The 17,224-nt window shown below is 62.6% G+C and carries 13 protein-coding genes; 5 read left to right on the top strand and 8 right to left on the bottom strand.

The window, feature by feature from the left end; all coding sequences use genetic code 11:
* Positions 1-15: 15 nt before the first annotated feature.
* Positions 16-4,110, bottom strand: coding sequence for a DUF3683 domain-containing protein (locus ABH945_RS12800; protein WP_429250736.1), 4,095 nt, complete (start codon positions 4,108-4,110; stop codon positions 16-18).
* Positions 4,111-4,699: 589 nt separating this feature from the next.
* Between ABH945_RS12800 and ilvA the strand changes: the two genes are divergently transcribed.
* Genes ilvA through queF form a run of 3 tightly spaced genes read left to right on the top strand, consistent with a single transcriptional unit; the run spans position 4,700 to position 8,024 of the window.
* On the top strand, positions 4,700-6,268 hold the full coding sequence (gene ilvA / locus ABH945_RS12795) for a threonine ammonia-lyase, biosynthetic (protein ID WP_429251090.1): 1,569 nt from the start codon (positions 4,700-4,702) through the stop codon (positions 6,266-6,268).
* Positions 6,269-6,300: 32 nt separating this feature from the next.
* Positions 6,301-7,203, top strand: a complete 903-nt coding sequence (locus ABH945_RS12790; RefSeq protein WP_074762971.1) for a 5'-nucleotidase — start codon at positions 6,301-6,303, stop codon at positions 7,201-7,203.
* Positions 7,200-8,024: an NADPH-dependent 7-cyano-7-deazaguanine reductase QueF gene (queF, locus tag ABH945_RS12785; RefSeq protein WP_074762969.1), complete on the top strand. Its 825-nt coding sequence runs from the start codon at positions 7,200-7,202 to the stop codon at positions 8,022-8,024. Before ABH945_RS12790 ends, queF begins: the two co-directional genes overlap by 4 nt.
* A gap of 62 nt (positions 8,025-8,086) precedes the next feature.
* On the opposite strand, the gene ABH945_RS12780 is transcribed toward queF, so the two are convergent.
* The 3 genes from ABH945_RS12780 to ABH945_RS12770 form a co-directional block, all read right to left on the bottom strand.
* On the bottom strand, positions 8,087-8,473 hold the full coding sequence (locus tag ABH945_RS12780; protein ID WP_062126077.1) for a RidA family protein: 387 nt from the start codon (positions 8,471-8,473) through the stop codon (positions 8,087-8,089).
* 76 nt (positions 8,474-8,549) lie between these two features.
* Positions 8,550-10,031 (bottom strand): N-acyl-D-amino-acid deacylase family protein, encoded by a 1,482-nt coding sequence (locus ABH945_RS12775; RefSeq protein WP_429250735.1) that lies wholly within the window; start codon positions 10,029-10,031, stop codon positions 8,550-8,552.
* Positions 10,032-10,035: 4 nt separating this feature from the next.
* Positions 10,036-10,926: a MurR/RpiR family transcriptional regulator gene (locus ABH945_RS12770; RefSeq protein WP_074762965.1), complete on the bottom strand. Its 891-nt coding sequence runs from the start codon at positions 10,924-10,926 to the stop codon at positions 10,036-10,038.
* A 157-nt stretch (positions 10,927-11,083) separates the two neighbouring features.
* Here ABH945_RS12770 and ABH945_RS12765 point away from each other — a divergent pair, with 157 nt between their 5' ends.
* Positions 11,084-12,361: an amino acid deaminase gene (locus ABH945_RS12765; protein WP_429250734.1), complete on the top strand. Its 1,278-nt coding sequence runs from the start codon at positions 11,084-11,086 to the stop codon at positions 12,359-12,361.
* Between the two features lie 138 nt (positions 12,362-12,499).
* Here the strand turns inward: ABH945_RS12765 and ABH945_RS12760 are convergent, their stop codons facing one another.
* Both ABH945_RS12760 and ABH945_RS12755 read right to left on the bottom strand, forming a co-directional pair.
* The gene (locus tag ABH945_RS12760) at positions 12,500-12,961 is read right to left on the bottom strand and encodes a MarR family winged helix-turn-helix transcriptional regulator (RefSeq protein ID WP_074762963.1); all 462 of its coding nucleotides are present in this window, start codon (positions 12,959-12,961) and stop codon (positions 12,500-12,502) included.
* A 31-nt stretch (positions 12,962-12,992) separates the two neighbouring features.
* Entirely contained in the window at positions 12,993-14,588 is a 1,596-nt protein-coding gene (locus tag ABH945_RS12755) for an MDR family MFS transporter (RefSeq protein ID WP_429250733.1), read from the bottom strand.
* A gap of 139 nt (positions 14,589-14,727) precedes the next feature.
* Between ABH945_RS12755 and ABH945_RS12750 the strand changes: the two genes are divergently transcribed.
* A complete protein-coding gene (locus ABH945_RS12750) occupies positions 14,728-15,567 on the top strand; it encodes an EcsC family protein (RefSeq protein ID WP_074762960.1) in 840 nt (279 codons plus the stop codon).
* Here the strand turns inward: ABH945_RS12750 and ABH945_RS12745 are convergent.
* A complete protein-coding gene (locus ABH945_RS12745; RefSeq protein ID WP_429250732.1) occupies positions 15,537-16,523 on the bottom strand; it encodes an alpha/beta hydrolase in 987 nt (328 codons plus the stop codon). The two genes, ABH945_RS12750 and ABH945_RS12745, sit on opposite strands and share 31 nt — an antisense overlap.
* Positions 16,524-16,641: 118 nt before the next feature.
* A complete protein-coding gene (locus tag ABH945_RS12740) occupies positions 16,642-17,076 on the bottom strand; it encodes a CHRD domain-containing protein (protein ID WP_429250731.1) in 435 nt (144 codons plus the stop codon).
* Positions 17,077-17,224 lie beyond the last annotated feature (148 nt).

The following is a 17,224-nucleotide window of genomic DNA, read 5'->3' as shown; positions in this document are numbered from 1 at the left end:
TCGTCAGTCGTGCCATTAAACCAGCACGCGCTCGATTCCGCCATTGTTCGCCCGCTGGACGTAGTCCGCCATCCAGTCTTCGCCCAGCACGTGACGCGCCATCTCGACGACGATGTAGTCCGCCTCGGTGCCCGCGTCTTCGTTGTAGCGCGACAGGCCTTGCAGGCAGGACGGGCAGCTCGTGAGGATCTTCACGTCGGTCGCGCCCTTCGGCTGCGGACCGTCGCCGGCCTTCAGCACGGAGCCCTCCGGCGCGCCCGCCGAACCTGCCGACGCATTGGCCGTATTGATCGCGTTCGCGCCGGCCTCGGCGACCAGCGGGATACCGCGCAGCTTGGCCGCACCCTTGCGCATTTCCTCTTCCTTGCGGAAGCGGACCTGCGTCGAGATGTCCGGACGCGTCACCGCCAGGGTGCCGGATTCGCCGCAGCAACGATCGTTCTTCTCGATCTTGTAGCCGTCGTTTTCCGAACCCATCAGCTGATTGACCAGTTTGACCGGGTCGATCGTCTTGATCGGGGAATGGCACGGGTCGTGGTACATGTAGCGCACGCCGTTCACGCCTTCGAGTTTGATGCCCTTCTCCAGCAGGAATTCGTGGATGTCGATAATCCGGCAGCCCGGGAAAATCTTCTCGAATTCATAACCGGCGAGCTGGTCGTAACACGTGCCGCACGACACCACCACCGTCTTGATGTCGAGGTAGTTCAGCGTATTGGCGACGCGGTGGAACAGCACGCGGTTATCCGTGACGATCTGCTCGGCCTTGTCGAACTGACCCGAGCCGCGCTGCGGATAGCCGCAGCACAGGTAACCCGGCGGCAGCACGGTTTGCACGCCCGCTTCCCACAGCATCGCCTGGGTGGCGAGACCGACTTGCGAGAACAGACGCTCGGAGCCGCAGCCCGGGAAGTAGAACACCGCTTCCGTGTCGGCCGTGGTCGTCTTCGGATTGCGGATGATCGGGACAATCTTGTTGTCTTCGATATCGAGCAATGCGCGCGCGGTTTTCTTCGGCAGATTGCCCGGCATCTTCTTGTTCATGAAGTGGATCACCTGCTGCGTGACCGGCGGCTTGCCGACCGATGCCGGCGGGTGCGCCGTCTGCTTCTTCGTGAACTTCTTCAGCACTTCGTTGCCGAGGCGCTGCGCCTTGTATCCGACGCCCATCATCGCCGTACGGGCGAGGTTGATGGTCTGCGGATTCGTCGCGTTCAGGAAGAACATGCCCGCTGCGTTGCCCGGGTTGAATTTCTTTTTGCCCATCTTGCGCAGCAGGTTGCGCATGTTCATCGTCACGTCGCCGAAGTCGATCTTCACCGGGCACGGCGTCACGCATTTGTGACAGACGGTGCAGTGATCGGCGACGTCGTTGAACTCGTCCCAGTGCTTGATCGACACGCCGCGGCGCGTCTGCTCTTCGTACAGGAACGCTTCGACCAGCAGCGAGGTCGCGAGAATCTTGTTGCGCGGGCTGTACAGCAGGTTGGCGCGCGGCACGTGCGTCGCGCAGACTGGCTTGCACTTGCCGCAACGCAGGCAGTCCTTGATCGACTCGGAAATCGCGCCGATGTCGGACTGCTGCATGATCAGCGATTCATAGCCCATCAGGCCGAAGCTCGGCGTGTACGCGTTACGCAGATCCGCGCCTTCGAGCAGCTTGCCTGCGTTGAAACGGCCATGCGGATCGACGCGCTGCTTGTACTGGCGGAATTCCGCGATCTCGTCGTCGGTCAGGAATTCGAGCTTGGTGATGCCGATGCCGTGCTCGCCGGAAATCACGCCGTCGAGCGAACGCGCCAGCTTCATGATGCGCGCGACCGCCGTGTGGGCGTCCTGCAGCATCTCGTAGTTGTCGGAGTTGACCGGCAGGTTCGTGTGAACGTTGCCGTCGCCCGCGTGCATGTGCAGCGCGACGAACACGCGGCCGCGCAGCACCTGCTTGTGGATCGCCTGCGCTTCTTCGAGGATCGGCTTGAATTCGCCGCCATTGAAAATCTGGCGCAATTCGGCGCGGATTTCCTGCTTCCACGACACGCGGATCGTGCGGTCCTGCGTCAGGTCGAACACGCGAGCGTCGGCCTGGGTATCCACGCGATCGGCGAACTTTTCCGCCAGCGCTTCGTAGCCGAGACCGACCAGATAGTGCTGCGCCTCGCGCAACGACAGATCGAGCTTGTCGCGCAGGAATTCCCAGCGCGTACGCACGCGTTTTAGCAGATCGAGCGCTTGCTGGACGCGATCTTCGAGCAGTTCGGCGCTCGGAATTTCGTTCGCGTCGTCGCTCTTGCCGAGCGGCAGCTTGCCGCCCTGGAAGAACGCTTCGAGTGCGTCGACCAGTTGCAGCTTGTTTTTGATCGACAGTTCGATGTTGATCCGCTCGATGCCGTCCGTGTACTCGCCCATGCGGTCGAGCGGGATCACCACGTCTTCGTTGATCTTGAACGCGTTGGTGTGCTTGGCGATCGCGGCCGTGCGGCTGCGGTCGAGCCAGAAGCGCTTGCGCGCCTCGGCATTGACCGCGACGAAGCCTTCGCCGCTCTTGCCGTTGGCCATGCGCACGACTTCCGACGTGGCTTGTGCAACCGCATCCGCGTCGTCGCCGACGATGTCGCCGATCAGCACCATCTTCGGAAACGCGTTGCGCTTGCTCTTGGTCGCGTAGCCGACTGCGCGCAGATAGCGCTCGTCCAGATGCTCCAGACCAGCGAGAATCGCGCCGCCCTGGCGCGACGTCTCGAACAGGTAATCCTTGATTTCGACGATGCTCGGAATCGCTTCGCGCGCCTGGCCGAAGAATTCGAGGCAGACGGTGCGGGTATGCGCAGGCATTTTGTGCAGCACCCAGCGCGCAGACGTGATCAGCCCGTCGCAACCTTCCTTCTGCACACCGGGCAGGCCGGCGAGGAATTTGTCGGTGACGTCCTTGCCGAGGCCTTCCTTGCGGAACACGCGGCCCTTGATGTCGAGGGCTTCGGTGCGCATCAGCTTTTCGCCCGGCGCATAGTTACCGTCGAACCAGTTCAGCTCGAAACGCGCGACTTCGATGTCGTGAATCTTGCCCATGTTGTGGTCGAGGCGCGTGACTTCGAGCCAGTTCCCTTCCGGGTCGACCATCCGCCACCAGGCGAGATTGTCGAGCGCCGTGCCCCACAGCACGGCCTTCTTGCCGCCCGCGTTCATCGCCACATTGCCGCCGACGCAGGACGCATCGAGCGAAGTCGGATCGACCGCGAACACGAAACCGGCCTGCTCGGCCGCTTCGGTCACGCGACGCGTGACGACGCCCGCGCCCGAGAAAATTGTCGCGACTTTGCGGTCGACGCCCGGCAATTCGGTCATTTCGACCGCGCCGAGCTGTTCAAGCTTTTCAGTATTGATGACGGCCGAGAACGGCGTCAGCGGAACCGCGCCGCCGGTGTAGCCCGTGCCGCCTCCACGCGGGATCACGGTCAGACCGAGTTCGAAACACGCCTTGATCATGCCGGCGATTTCAACTTCGGTGTCCGGCGTGAGCACGACGAACGGGTACTCAACGCGCCAATCGGTCGCATCGGTCACGTGCGACACGCGGGACAAACCGTCGAACTTGATGTTGTCTTTTTCCGTGACCTTGCCCAGAACCTTGGTCGCGCGGCGGCGCAGATCGTAGGTCTTCTGGAACTCGCTCGCGAACTCGTCGACGGCGCGGCGCGCCGCCTGCACCAGCGTTTCGACGCGGGCAGCACGGTCGATACCGGCTTCGTCGCCATGCTGGACCAGGTCGGCGCGGCGGCGCTTTTCAATCTCCGACAACCGGTGATGCAGCGCTTCGATCAGCATCGCGCGGCGTTTCGGATTGTCGAGCAGGTCGTCCTGCAGATACGGATTGCGGCGCACGACCCAGATATCGCCCAGCACTTCGTACAGCATCCGCGCCGAGCGACCGGTGCGGCGTTCCGCACGCAATTCGGCCAGCGCGTCCCAGGCATCGTTGCCTAGCAGACGGATGACGATTTCGCGGTCGGAAAACGACGTGTAGTTATAGGGAATTTCGCGCAGACGCGCTTCGGGATCAGCGGCCACCGCAGCGGCGGCACCGTGCGGATCGAAAACTTGAGGTGCGTTCATGTTTGGACGACTCTGTAGGTCAACCGGGCGCGCTCACTGGGAGGCGTCGGATGACAATGCGCGTGGGGCGCAATGCTGGAAATCTTCTTGGGGAGCGAAGCACAACCGACGGCCTGATCACATCGGTCTCTTCGCGGCGCTCAGATACAGCTACACGATCGTGCGTGGCGGACGAGACGCTCCGCCGCGGGGCAGGACTCACGCGGGACGGGCATCAAGTGGGCGATCTGAGGCTGCCAGTGCATCTTCCGATCCTTATTCCAAAACGGAATTCTACCGCATGATTCCGCCACGCGTTGACGGGTGAAATCGGAGGTGGGACGGGAGTTTGCGCGTTTTTGGAAAGAATCGGGAAAGAATTGGCTGTGTTCGGGCATGCGGAGAATTTATCGACCGGATGGTCGGGTGGGGATTTTGGGGCCGTGTTCGGCTGCGGTTCCGCCTGTTTTCCACGCAGGTTCGAGCCGCTTTCGACACAACCTCGCTGAAGCCCGAACGCAGCCTCAGCGGTACGTAAAAGCAGTCCAGATGCGACGTCGCCCCGGCTTTCCCGCAGACGCCAAAGGCCAGAGCCCGCACCGTTGGCGCTATCATTGACGCTTTCCCGTCTCACAAAGCGCACCGCGCCACCCGCATGGCTTCCCACGACTACCTGAAAAAGACCCTGACCGCGCGCGTCTACGACGTGGCCCGCGAGACCGAACTCGAACATGCGCCGAATCTGTCGGCGCGGCTGCGTAATCCGGTGTATCTGAAGCGCGAGGATAACCAGCCGGTGTTCTCGTTCAAGCTGCGCGGCGCGTACAACAAGATGGCGCATATTCCGGCGGATGCGTTGCAGCGTGGCGTGATTACCGCGTCGGCGGGCAATCATGCGCAGGGCGTGGCGTTGTCGGCGGCTCGCATGGGCGTGAAGGCGATCATCGTGGTGCCCACTACCACGCCGCAGGTGAAAGTCGATGCGGTGCGCGCGCATGGCGGCGCAACAGTCGAAGTCGTGCAGTTCGGCGAGTCGTATAGCGACGCCTACGGCCATGCGGTGAAGCTCCAGGAAGAACGCGGCCTGACCTTCGTGCATCCGTTCGATGACCCGTACGTGATTGCAGGCCAGGGTACGGTGGCGATGGAAATTCTCAGCCAGCATCAAGGTCCGATTCACGCGATCTTCGTGCCGATCGGCGGCGGCGGATTGGCGGCGGGCGTGGCGGCGTACGTGAAATCGGTGCGCCCGGAGATCAAGGTGATTGGCGTGCAAACCGACGACTCGTGCGCGATGGCCGCGTCGCTGAAAGCCGGTGAACGCGTCACGCTGAACGAAGTGGGCCTTTTCTCGGACGGCACGGCGGTCAAGCTGGTCGGCGAAGAAACCTTCCGCCTGTGCAGCGAATATCTCGATGACGTGCTGCTCGTGAACACCGATGCATTGTGTGCGGCGATCAAGGACGTGTTTCAGGACACGCGTAGTGTTCTGGAGCCAGCCGGCTCTCTGGCGGTAGCGGGTGCCAAGCAGTACGCGGAAAGAGAAGGCATCGAAAACCAGACGCTGATCGCGATCACGTCCGGCGCGAACATGAACTTCGACCGCATGCGTTTCGTGGCGGAACGCGCCGAAGTCGGTGAAGCACGCGAAGCCGTGTTCGCGGTGACGATCCCCGAAGAACGCGGCAGCTTCCGGCGCTTCTGCGAACTGGTCGGCACGCGCAGCGTCACCGAATTCAACTACCGTATAGCAGACGCGAATTCGGCGCATATCTTCGTCGGCGTGCAAACGAAAAACCGCAGCGAGTCCGTGCAGATCGCAGGCGCATTCGAAACGCACGGCTTCGCCACCGTCGACCTCACGTTCGACGAACTGTCGAAGCAGCACATCCGCTACATGGTCGGTGGTCGCTCGCCGTTGGCGCACGACGAACGCCTGTTCCGTTTCGAGTTTCCCGAACGGCCGGGCGCGCTGATGAAATTCCTGTCGTCGATGGCGCCGAACTGGAACATCAGCCTGTTTCATTATCGAAACCAGGGCGCGGACTACAGCTCGATCCTCGTCGGCATCCAGGTGCCGACAACCGAGAACGACGGGTTCGACAAATTCCTTACGACGCTCGGCTATCCGTACTGGGAAGAGACGAAGAACCCGGTTTATCGCCTGTTCCTCGCCTGAACAATCCGAACCGACAGGACTAAAACCCGCAGATGGCTCTCTCGCTCGTCGACAAACTGGTAGTGGCAATCTCGTCGCGCGCGCTGTTCGACTTCGAGGAAGAGAACCGCGTGTACGAGGAAGGCGACCTGCATGCGTACGAAGCGCTGCAGCGCGACCGGCTGACCGTGCCCGCCAAACCGGGCGTCGCGTTTCCGCTGATCCGCAAGCTGTTGGCGTTGAATGCGGGCGGCCACCGCGTCGAAGTGGTGATCCTGTCGCGCAGCGATCCGATCAGCGGACTGCGCGCGTTTCACTCGTGCCGCGAGCACGGTCTCGCGATCGAGCGCGGCGTGTTCACGCGCGGACGCGCACCGTTCGGCTATCTGAAGCCGCTGAACGCGTCGCTGTTTCTGTCCGCGAATCAGGACGATGTGCGCGATGCATTGGCCGCCGGTTTCCCGGCCGCGCGCGTGTTGCCCGAATCGGCGAAAATGGCGAGTAAATATCCGGACGAAATCCGGATTGCGTTCGACGGCGATGCGGTGCTGTTTTCCGACGAAGCCGAACGCGTTTTCCAGAAAGACGGCCTGCGAGCATTCGTCGGCCACGAGATTCACAACCGCAATTTGCCGCTCGCGGACGGCCCGTTGAAGCCCTTGCTCGAAGCGCTGCATCGGCTGCAAAAACTCGCGGACGAAGCCGCGCCGATGCATATTCGTACGGCATTGGTCACGGCCCGTTCGGCGCCCGCCCACGAGCGCGCGATCCGCACTTTAATGGCGTGGAACATCGAAATCGACGAAGCGATGTTCCTCGGCGGCCTCGACAAGAGCGCATTTCTGCGCGAGTTCGAGCCCGACTTTTTCTTCGACGACCAAATTGGCCATTGCGAATCGGCCCGCGTCGTGACGGCGACCGGGCACGTGCTGAGTGGCATCGTGAACGCATCATGACACCCGAACAATCACCGCTGGGTAAGGCCTCCACTTACACCGAACAATACGACGCGTCGTTGCTGTTCCCGATCGCGCGCAAGAACGCGCGCGAGGCGATCGGCATCGGCGCGCAGTTGCCGTTTTTCGGCACGGACATCTGGAACGCTTACGAGTTGTCCTGGCTGAACGCGCGCGGCAAACCGCAAATCGCGGTGGCCACGTTCTTCGTGCCGGCCGACTCGCCGAATATCGTCGAGTCGAAGTCGTTCAAGCTTTATCTGGGCTCGTTTGCGCAGACGTCGTTCGAATCGATGGATGCGGTGCGCGACACGATCAAGCGCGACGTGTCCGCGTCGTGCGGCGCCACCGTGTCGGTTCATCTGACCGCGCCGTATGAATTCGGCAAGCTGCAGATGGAAGAATTCGAAGGCCTGTCGCTGGATCGTCTGGATCTGGATACCGACGTTTATCACCCGGACGCGTCGCTGCTGAGCGCCGCGCACGATGAATCGCCGGTCGAGGAAACGCTGTTTTCGAATCTGCTGAAGTCGAATTGCCCGGTGACGGGTCAGCCCGATTGGGGCACCGTGCAGATTCACTACGTGGGTCCACAAATCGATCACGCGGGCTTGCTGCGCTACATCATCTCGTACCGGAATCACACCGGCTTTCACGAGCAATGCGTCGAGCGGATTTTTATCGACCTGATGAAGGTCTGCAAGCCGGTGAAGCTCGCGGTGTATGCGCGCTATACGCGGCGCGGCGGACTCGACATCAACCCGTTCCGCACGAACTACAACCTGCCGATGCCGGACAACATGCGCCTGGCCCGACAGTAAAGCAGCCCGACTCGCCGCAGAGGTTGCGATCAACCCTGCGGCGAATCAGAAGCCTTAAAGCCTTAAGCCGCCGGCTTCTTGTAAGCCACGCAATCCACTTCGACGCGGCAGTCGATCACCATCGACGACACCACGCAAGCGCGCGCCGGCGGATTCTCGCCGAAGTACTCGCGGAACACCTTGTTGAACGACGCGAAATCGCGCGGATCGTCCAGCCACACGCCGCAGCGGACCACATGCTCCGCGCCGTAACCGGCTTCCTTCAGGATCGCGAACACGTTCTGGATCGCCTTGTGCGATTGCTCGACGATGCCGCCGTTGATCACTTCGCCGTTTTCCATCGGCGTCTGGCCCGACACGAACAGCCAGCCGTCCGCTTCGACCGCACGCGCAAACGGCATCACCTGACCGCCCGTGCCCTTTCCGCCTTCCACGCCATATCGCTTCATCTTCATGCTCCTTAAAAAGTTGGGCGCGCGTTCGACACCGTCGCTGCGCGCACCGCCATCAATCGGTTGAATAAAATCAGAACGCGCCGCGCGCGTCACCCTTCGACGCCGCGCCGCGCGCCACGAAATGCCCGGCGCGCTCGCCCGTCACTTCGCCGTCGCGATACGACAGCACGCCGTTCACCCACACTGCGTCGATGCCGTCTGCGGCTTGCTGCGGCTTCTCGAACGTCGCCGCGTCGCGCACTTTGGCCTGGTCGAACAACACCAGGTCGGCGTGATAGCCGATGTGGATTTCACCGCGCTGCGCGAGTCCAAAACGACGCGCCGACAGACCCGTCATCTTGCGCACCGCTTCTTCGAGCGGCAGCAAACCCGCGTCGCGCGCGTAATGACCGAGCACGCGCGGAAACGCGCCCCACAATCGCGGATGCGGCAACGGATCGTTCGGCAGGCCATCCGAGCCGACCATCGTCGCCGGATGCGAGAGGATGCGCCGCACGTCGTCTTCGGACATGTTGTGGTACACCGCGCCCGCAGGCTGCAGGCGTTTGCCCGCTTCCTGCTGCGTGACGCCCCACTCCGCCGCGATCTCCTTCACGAGCTTGCCCGCCATCTCGGGATGCGGCTCGGACCAGGTAATCGTAATGTCGATATCGCCCGTGACCTGTTTCAGGTCCAGCGTCGACGAACTCCGGTTGTACGGATAGCAGTCGCAACCGATCGGCTGCAAACGCCGCGCGCCTTCGATCGACTTCAGCACTTCCTCGCTGCGCCCCCAGTTCGACGGACCCGCGCACTTCAGATGCGAGATCACCACCGGCACATGCGCGTGACGACCGACGCGGAACGCTTCGTCCATGGCGTCGAGAATCGCGTCGAACTCGGTGCGCATGTGCGTCGTGTACAACGCGCCGGCTGCGGCGAGCGGTTCGGCGAGCGCCATCACTTCTTCGGTCGGCGCAGCGAAGGCCGAGCCGTAGGCGAGCCCCGAACTCAGGCCCAGCGCACCGTTGGCCAACGCCTCTTCGAGCTGCGCGCGCATGCCGTCGATTTCCTGCGGCGTTGCCGCGCGGTCGAGCCGGTCCATCTGGTTATTGCGCAACGCCGTATGACCGATCAGCGCGCCGACATTCACCGCCGGACGCGCTTTATTCACCGCATCGACATAAGCGGCGAAGGTCGGGTACTGGAACGCGTCGCGCTCGCCGAGCAGGTTCATCGGATCGGGCGGATCGCCCTTCAGCGAAACCGGCGACGCGCTGATCCCGCAATTGCCGACGATCACCGTCGTCACGCCCTGGGTGATTTTCGGCAGCATTTGCGGCGAGCGGATCACGTGCGTGTCGTCGTGCGTATGGACGTCGATAAAGCCCGGCGCCAGCGCACGGCCATTGGCCTCGATCACTTCTTCGGCGAGCCAGTTCGACAGATTGCCGATCGCGGCGATGCGGCCGTCGCGGATCGCCACGTCGCGCTCGACAGGCGGCGCGCCCGTACCGTCGTACAGTTGCGCGCCGACAATCAGCGTGTCGGCGGCTTCGGGATGCGAATGCATGGATTCAGTCTCCTAACGGTTGTCGATCGCCGCCGCCGCGGTGCGTGTCGAGCGCGTGCTTCATGCGGCGCAGCAATTCGCGGCTCTCGTCGCCCTGGCTGACGGCAAGTTCGGTGACGAGCACATCGAGCGCCATCATCATTGCGTAGCGCGATGACGACGGCTTGTAAATGAAATCGGTTTCGAAGGCGACGATCGGGATCACCCAATCGGCCAGGCGCGCGAGCGGCGACGCCGGTGCGGTCAGTGCAATCACGGTCGCGCCGTAGCTGCGCGCGATCTTGCAGTTCTCGACCATCTCGGGCACGCGCCCGGTGGTGGACAGCGCGATCACCACACATTCACGCGACACGGTGCTCGCGACCATGCGTTGCAGCAAACCGTCCTGATAAGTTGCGACTGGTCGACCCAGGCGCACGAGGCGGAAGCGCATTTCGTCGGCGAGCGCGGTCGAACCGCCGCCCATGCCGAACACGTAGATCATTCTGGCTTCGCGCAATGCGGCGGCCGCATCGCCGAGCGGCGCCTGCCGCAGCAATTGATGGTTATGCGCGAGCGCGGTTTGCAGTTCGTCGAATACGCGAGTGGCGATCGGCTCCGGTGCGTCGCTGGGACCGCCCGGTTGCAGGAAGCGCTGACCGACCGCCGCCGCCTGCGCGAGCCGCAGCTTCAACTCGCGCACGTCGCGGCAACCCACGGCCTTCGCAAAGCGTGTGACGGTCGCCACGCTGACTTCCGCCTGCTGCGCAAGCGCACCGATGCTCGCGCGCGACGCGCCGGTGAGGTCGTCGAGGATCAGCGCGGCAACTTTGCGTTCGGCCGAGCGCAGTTCCGGCGCGCATTCGGCGATGCGCGCGACGATGTCGAAAGCCAGCGGTTCGGCGGTTGAGTTCATTGCAGACTGTGGGGTGTCATGCGAGGCTGGCAAAGAACCTCGCGACGACGGTTGCACCAAACGTGGTACTAAATAACATTTCACCGAACATCGTACTTTCGGTAACATGGTAAAGTCAACTTCGATTCAATTTAACCGGACGATGGAGCTTGGAGACATGAAAGTTACAAACTATCAGGGCGCAACGATTGATCCTTATAGCAAGGGCTTGGGCATCGTTCCGGGCACCAGCATCCAGCTGACGGATGCCGCGCGTCTTGAGTGGAATCTGCTGAACGAGGACGTCAGCCTGCCGGCTGCCGTGCTGTATGCGGATCGGGTGGAACACAACCTGAAATGGATGCAGGCGTTCGTCGCGGAATACGGCGTCAAGCTCGCGCCGCACGGCAAAACCACGATGGCGCCGCAACTGTTTCGCAAGCAGCTTGAAACCGGCGCGTGGGGTATCACGCTGGCCACCGCGCATCAGGTGCGGGCGGCGTATCACGGCGGCGTGTCGCGAATCCTGATGGCTAACCAGCTGGTCGGCCGTCACAACATGATGATGATCGCCGAGTTGCTGAGCGACCACGACTTCGAATTCTTCTGTCTCGTCGATTCGGTCGAAGGCGTCGAACAGTTGGGCGAGTTCTTCACGTCGGTGAAGAAACCGCTGCAGGTGCTGCTCGAACTCGGCGTGCCGGGCGGCCGCACTGGCGTGCGCGACGAAGCGCAGCGCAATGCGGTGCTCGAAGCGATTGCCCGCTATCCCGAGATCCTGAAGCTCGCTGGCGTCGAGTTGTATGAAGGTGTGTTGAAGGAAGAGCACGAAGTGCGCGAGTTCCTGCAGAGCGCGGTCGCGATTACGCGCGATCTGGTCCAGCAAGGCCGTTTCGCGCGCACGCCCGCCGTGCTGTCGGGCGCGGGATCAGCGTGGTACGACGTGGTCGCGGAAGAATTCGTGAAGGCATCGGAGACCGGCAAGGTCGAGATCGTGCTGCGGCCCGGCTGCTATCTGACGCACGACGTCGGCGTGTATCGCAAGGCGCAAACCGATATTTTCGCGCGCAATCCGGTGGCTAAGAAAATGGGCGAAGGCCTGTTGCCCGCGCTGCAGTTGTGGGCGTACGTGCAATCCATTCCCGAGCCGGATCGCGCGATCATCGGTCTCGGCAAGCGCGACGCCGCTTTCGACGCAGGCATGCCGGAACCGTCGCGTCATTACCGTCCGGGTACCGAAGCGCCGCGTGATATCGCGTCGAGCGAAGGCTGGGAGATTTTCGGCATGATGGATCAGCACGCGTATCTGCGGATTCCCGCGGGCGCCGATCTGAAGGTGGGCGACATGATTGCGTTCGACATCTCGCATCCGTGTCTGACGTTCGACAAGTGGCGTCAGCTGCTGGTGGTCGACCCGGAATATCGGGTGACTGAAGTGATCGAAACGTTCTTCTGATCTTTCGCGGACGGCGCGTCTTGTTGCGGCAACAAGGCGCGCTGTTCGTGGTTCATGGTTCGTGAGATTGCGCGGCACAAGATAGCTGGGCTTCAAACCCAGTTGAACACCGCGATCAATTCGCAGTGCTCTACCGCTTCACTCCTCCGCGCCGCGCGCGCCCGCCGTCGCCGCCACTTCCCCGATCCTCACCTCGAGCAGCTTCAGCGCGCCCGACAACGCGCCCATCGCATCGTCCGGCAATGCGGTCATCGTGTCGTGCAAAAACGCATTGCGACGCGGCAAGCTGGCTTCAGTCGCCGATTGCCCCGCTTCCGTCAGACGCACGTTGGTTACGCGGTTATCGCGCTCATCCATGCTGCGCACGATCCAGCCCAATCCTTCCAGCGTCTTCAACTGACGCGTCAGCGCGCCGGGATCGACACGCAGGCGCTCGACCAGACGCTTCTGCGACATCTCCTCGCCCGCCTGATCGTGCAGCGCCAGCAGAATGCGCCAGCGCGGCAACGGATGGCCGACGTGCGCCTCGAATGCCGACATGAACGCCCGATAAGTCCTGCCGAATTGCTGCATGACAGCGACGCGATCCTGTTCTTCCATGATGTATCTGTAAAACCGTCAGTCTAAAAATTCAGTCCGCGTGAATCACGGGTTCGAGCTTGCGCTGGAGCTTGATCGGCGGCACGCGGCGGCTTTGCCACACCGACACCACCGCGATGATCGCCGCCATCGCGAGCCCCAGATGAATCGCGGCCACCAGCGATTCGCGCGCGCTTTCGAGCAGCATCGCGCCATTATGGCCCGCGTGCGTCAACTGATCGACCAGCGCGGTTTGCGCGCCCTGATTGATCAGGATTTGCGGATCGCCGAGATCGCTGAACCAGTGCGATGCGTTCGCGCTTTCCAGCGCGCTGCGCACGCCGCTCGCGTACATATGGCTGATCAGCGTGCCGGTGAGCGCCGTGCCGATCATGCCGCCAATCATCCGCAGCGACTGCAGCAGCGCCGTGGCGATGCCGAGGTGCTCGCGGCCCGCCGTCTGCTGCGCGAAGATGGTCAGGTTCGGCATCACGAAGCCGAGCCCGAGGCCGCCGAGCACCATGAACGACATCAGCACCCATTGCGACATGGAACGCGTCGCGACCACGATCCCGAGACACGACAACGCGATCAGCGCAAAGCCGACATACAGCATCAGATTCGGATTGCGCACGCGCGACACGATGCGCCCGTTGGCAATGCTGCCGAACGTGATGAACACGACCAGCGGCGTGATCACGAGCCCCGCTTCTTTTGGCGACATGCCGAAGCCGCCCTGGAACAGCAGCGGCGCGTAGAACAGCATCGAGAACATCGTGAAGCCGCCGAGCACGGCGAGCAGAAACAGCGCCGAAAGGCTGCGATTGCGGAACATGTCGACGGGAAGAATCGCGGTTGGGCAGCGTTTTTCCCACTGCCACAGCGCATAGGCCGATACGATGCTCAAGCCGAGCAGCCCGAACGCGACAAGCGTCGAGCCGTGTTTCGGCAGCATCTCGACGAACAGTTGCAGCGAACCAAGCGCGACGGCGATCAGCAACGCGCCGGGCCAATCAAGCCGCATCTTGCCCTTATGCTCGACGTGTCGCAGATGCGGTAGAAAACGCCACACGAAAAACAGCGACAGCAAACCAACCGGCAGATTCACGTAGAAAACCGAGCGCCATCCGTAATACTGCGTGAGAAAACCGCCGAGCGACGGCCCCACGGCATTGGCGATCCCGAACGCCGAACTCATCAGCACCTGCCAGCGCAGACGCACGACCGAATCGGGAAACAGATCGGGAATGCACGCGAACGCGGTGCCAACCAGCATCCCGCCGCCGATGCCTTGCAAGCCGCGCGCAAGCACGAGAAACAGCATGTTGTTGGCGACGCCGCACAGCACCGACGCTGCCGTGAACACGACGATCGACGCGATCACGAACGGTTTGCGCCCGTAGTAATCGCCGAGTCGGCCGAAAATCGGCACGGTAATGACGGAGGTCAGCAGATACGACGTGGCAACCCACGCGTAGAGTTCGAAGCCCCTGAGTTCCGACACGATGGTGGGCAGCGCGGTGCCGACCACGGTCTGGTCGAGCGCGACCAGCATCGTGACGAAGGAGATGCCGAGCATCGCCAGCAAGGATTCACGGAACGGTAAGACTTGCCCACTCGAGTGGTGAGCCGCGGTATGGACAGCCATTTTTGATAGAGCAACAGTTGACTCGTCAAATGATCGGGAATCATACCATGCTGCGACGCTCTAAGCGGGACGTGCCACCTGCCTTAGCGGCGGTGGCAATCGACTGAAGAAAGCACATGACATGACGCCAGGGAGGCCCATGCAACCGAGTTCGCTGACCACATCATCGTTATCCGACGAGGATCTCAAAGCGCTAAAACGCGCGAAACATCAACTCGAAAGCCCCGCGCTTGCGATGAAGCTGGCGAGCATCGTCGGCGCGCCGATCGAAAAGCTGATGTCGCGTATTCCGGCCTTCGCCAACGCCAAGGTCACCGATGCGACCGAACTGGCGCTGCGCAAATGTTTGTCGATCGCGCTGCGTACGCTGGGTCGCCGCGATGCTACGCCACTCATCGTGCCCGACCGGCCGAGCAATTTGCTGCACAAATTCGCGGTGGCGACCACCGGGGCGGCCGGCGGCGCATTCGGGCTATTCGCGCTGCCCGTCGAATTGCCGGTCACCACCACGCTGATGTTCCGCTCGATCTGCGATATTGCGCGCAGCGAGGGCGAGGATCTGACGTCGATCGAAACGCAGCTGCAATGTCTGACGGTGCTCGGCATGGGCGGCACGTCGAGCGAAGACGACGACGCCGATCTCGGCTACTTCATCATGCGGGGCGCGCTGGCGCAGGCGGTATCGAAGGCGTCTTCGGAGATCGCGACCAAGGGCTTCAGCGCGCACGGCTCGGCGGCCTTGTTGCGGCTGCTGAACGCGATTGCTGCGCGCTTTTCGGTGCAGGTGAGCGAGCAGATCGCCGCCAAGTCGATTCCGGCGATCGGCGCGGTGCTCGGCGCGATGGTCAACACGGTTTTCATCGACCACTTCCAGCAGGTTGCGCACGGACACTTCACCGTGCGACGGCTGGAACGGCAATATGGCCAGCCAACCATCGAGGCCGTCTATCAGACGCTGGACGTCACGCTCGACGGTTGAGTAGCGGCGTTGGTGGGGTTGGTGGCCTTCATGGCGCGGCTCGTCGCGCGTCGCACGAAAGCAGCCGCGTGATCGAGCGCGCGGTTCGCCTCCGGGATGAACGGCGCGAACATCGGCCACACATGCGGCATTTTCTTCCACACCTCAAGCTCGCAATCGACACCCGCCGCGCGTGCGTTATCGGCGACACGCTGCGAGTCGTCGAGCAGCACTTCCGTGCTGCCCGCCATCAGGAAAAGCGGCGGCAAGCCGTGCAGGTCAGCGTAGACGGGCGAAGCGTAGGGGTCCGTGGGCGAAGCATCACCGAGATAAACCTCCGTGGCACGTTTGATCGCGGCACCGCAGAACATGGGATCGACGCTGTCATTGGTGCTGAGGCTGGCGCCGGTCGCGGCGAGATCGGTCCACGGCGAGAACAGCAAGCCGCCGGCCGGCAGCGGATCACCTGCGTCTCTTAGCGCGACCAGCGTGGCGAGCGCGAGACCACCGCCGGCCGAATCACCGGCAATCACGATCGACTCGGGCGCGATGCCGTCGGCGAGCAGTTGACGGTAGGCGGCGGTCGCATCATTGAGCGCCGCTGGGAAACGATGCTCGGGCGCAAGCCGGTATTCGAGGGAAAAGATCGACGCATGCGCACGCGTCGCCAGTCCGAACACTATCGAGCGATGCGTACGCGGTGAACAGAAGTAATAGCCGCCGCCGTGACAGTACAGCACGGTCGGGCCGGCCTCGGGTGACGTCGCGTTAGTTGCGGGTTCGAGCCACTCGCCGCGCAAAGGCATGTCGTTCGCGCCATATAGCTCGCGCAACCGCCAGTCTCGAGGCACGCGCGGCGACCAGACGCGCTTCGCCGTCAACGCACGCGCCCGCTCGACGTTGATGCGCGGCTTGAGCGTTTCCGGTCGGAACTGCCGACGCAAATACCAGCATGCGAGTGCACTTTGCCAACTCATCGGGACAGGCTCCTTCTGTAGGGTCCCGTCATGGTACGTGTGTTCCAGGCCGCGTCGATCGACGGCGGGTTCTAATCTCAAAAATGTTCGCCCGCCTTGGATTCGGCTACGCCGACGTTCAGTTTGCGGGCAAAACCTGTCCGCGGATTTCGCCCATCGGGTTCTGCGCGGTGTGCACGTTGAAGTACCACTGGCCGGCCATCAGATCGGTAACCTGCTGCTCGGTGAGCGCCGTTGATCCCTTGATCGGACTGGCAAGCGCGCCTTTGTCGATCGGCACCTGGACCTTCGCGTTCTGGCCGACTGGCGCCGGACCGTGAAAGTGGGCGGCGGTGGCCGGACCGCTCAATCCTTCATAAGTGATGGTCCATTGCAGCGATTTCGTCGATGTATCGAACGTGGCGTTCAGCATGCCGTGCCCGTGGCTGACGCGCGGCGGCACTTCGCTTGACGGTTCGAGATCGGCCTTCAGGGCCACGGTATCCGCGAAGGCGACGCCGGACGCCAACGCCCACAACACCACAGCCAGATTCAGTTTTCGCAGCGTAAGCATGGTCTTCTCCAGACTTTTGATGCATCGCCGCACCGACATTTCGGCCGCGCGCGAAGCCACCACATACTAGTGCAAAAGCTTTGCAGATGTTCAGAAAGGGCCCATGGAAGGTTGACCATTGGGGCGCGGGATATAGCGGGCGCGAGTG

The sequence above is a fragment of the Paraburkholderia sp. GAS333 genome (assembly GCF_050435665.1).
In the GTDB taxonomy this organism is placed as follows: Bacteria; Pseudomonadota; Gammaproteobacteria; order Burkholderiales; family Burkholderiaceae; genus Paraburkholderia; species Paraburkholderia fungorum_A.
The sequence above is the reverse complement of the archived record's forward strand: the minus strand, read 5'-3'. Positions and strand labels throughout refer to the sequence as shown.

Coding starts and splice junctions, on each gene's coding strand:
- ABH945_RS12800 (WP_429250736.1), bottom strand. CDS start 4,110: ATGAACGCACCTCAAGTTTTCGATCCGCACGGTGCCGCCGCTGCGGTG.
- ABH945_RS12790 (WP_074762971.1), top strand. CDS start 6,301: ATGGCTCTCTCGCTCGTCGACAAACTGGTAGTGGCAATCTCGTCGCGC.
- queF (WP_074762969.1), top strand. CDS start 7,200: ATGACACCCGAACAATCACCGCTGGGTAAGGCCTCCACTTACACCGAA.
- ABH945_RS12780 (WP_062126077.1), bottom strand. CDS start 8,473: ATGAAGCGATATGGCGTGGAAGGCGGAAAGGGCACGGGCGGTCAGGTG.
- ABH945_RS12775 (WP_429250735.1), bottom strand. CDS start 10,031: ATGCATTCGCATCCCGAAGCCGCCGACACGCTGATTGTCGGCGCGCAA.
- ABH945_RS12770 (WP_074762965.1), bottom strand. CDS start 10,926: ATGAACTCAACCGCCGAACCGCTGGCTTTCGACATCGTCGCGCGCATC.
- ABH945_RS12765 (WP_429250734.1), top strand. CDS start 11,084: ATGAAAGTTACAAACTATCAGGGCGCAACGATTGATCCTTATAGCAAG.
- ABH945_RS12760 (WP_074762963.1), bottom strand. CDS start 12,961: ATGGAAGAACAGGATCGCGTCGCTGTCATGCAGCAATTCGGCAGGACT.
- ABH945_RS12755 (WP_429250733.1), bottom strand. CDS start 14,588: ATGGCTGTCCATACCGCGGCTCACCACTCGAGTGGGCAAGTCTTACCG.
- ABH945_RS12750 (WP_074762960.1), top strand. CDS start 14,728: ATGCAACCGAGTTCGCTGACCACATCATCGTTATCCGACGAGGATCTC.
- ABH945_RS12745 (WP_429250732.1), bottom strand. CDS start 16,523: ATGAGTTGGCAAAGTGCACTCGCATGCTGGTATTTGCGTCGGCAGTTC.
- ABH945_RS12740 (WP_429250731.1), bottom strand. CDS start 17,076: ATGCTTACGCTGCGAAAACTGAATCTGGCTGTGGTGTTGTGGGCGTTG.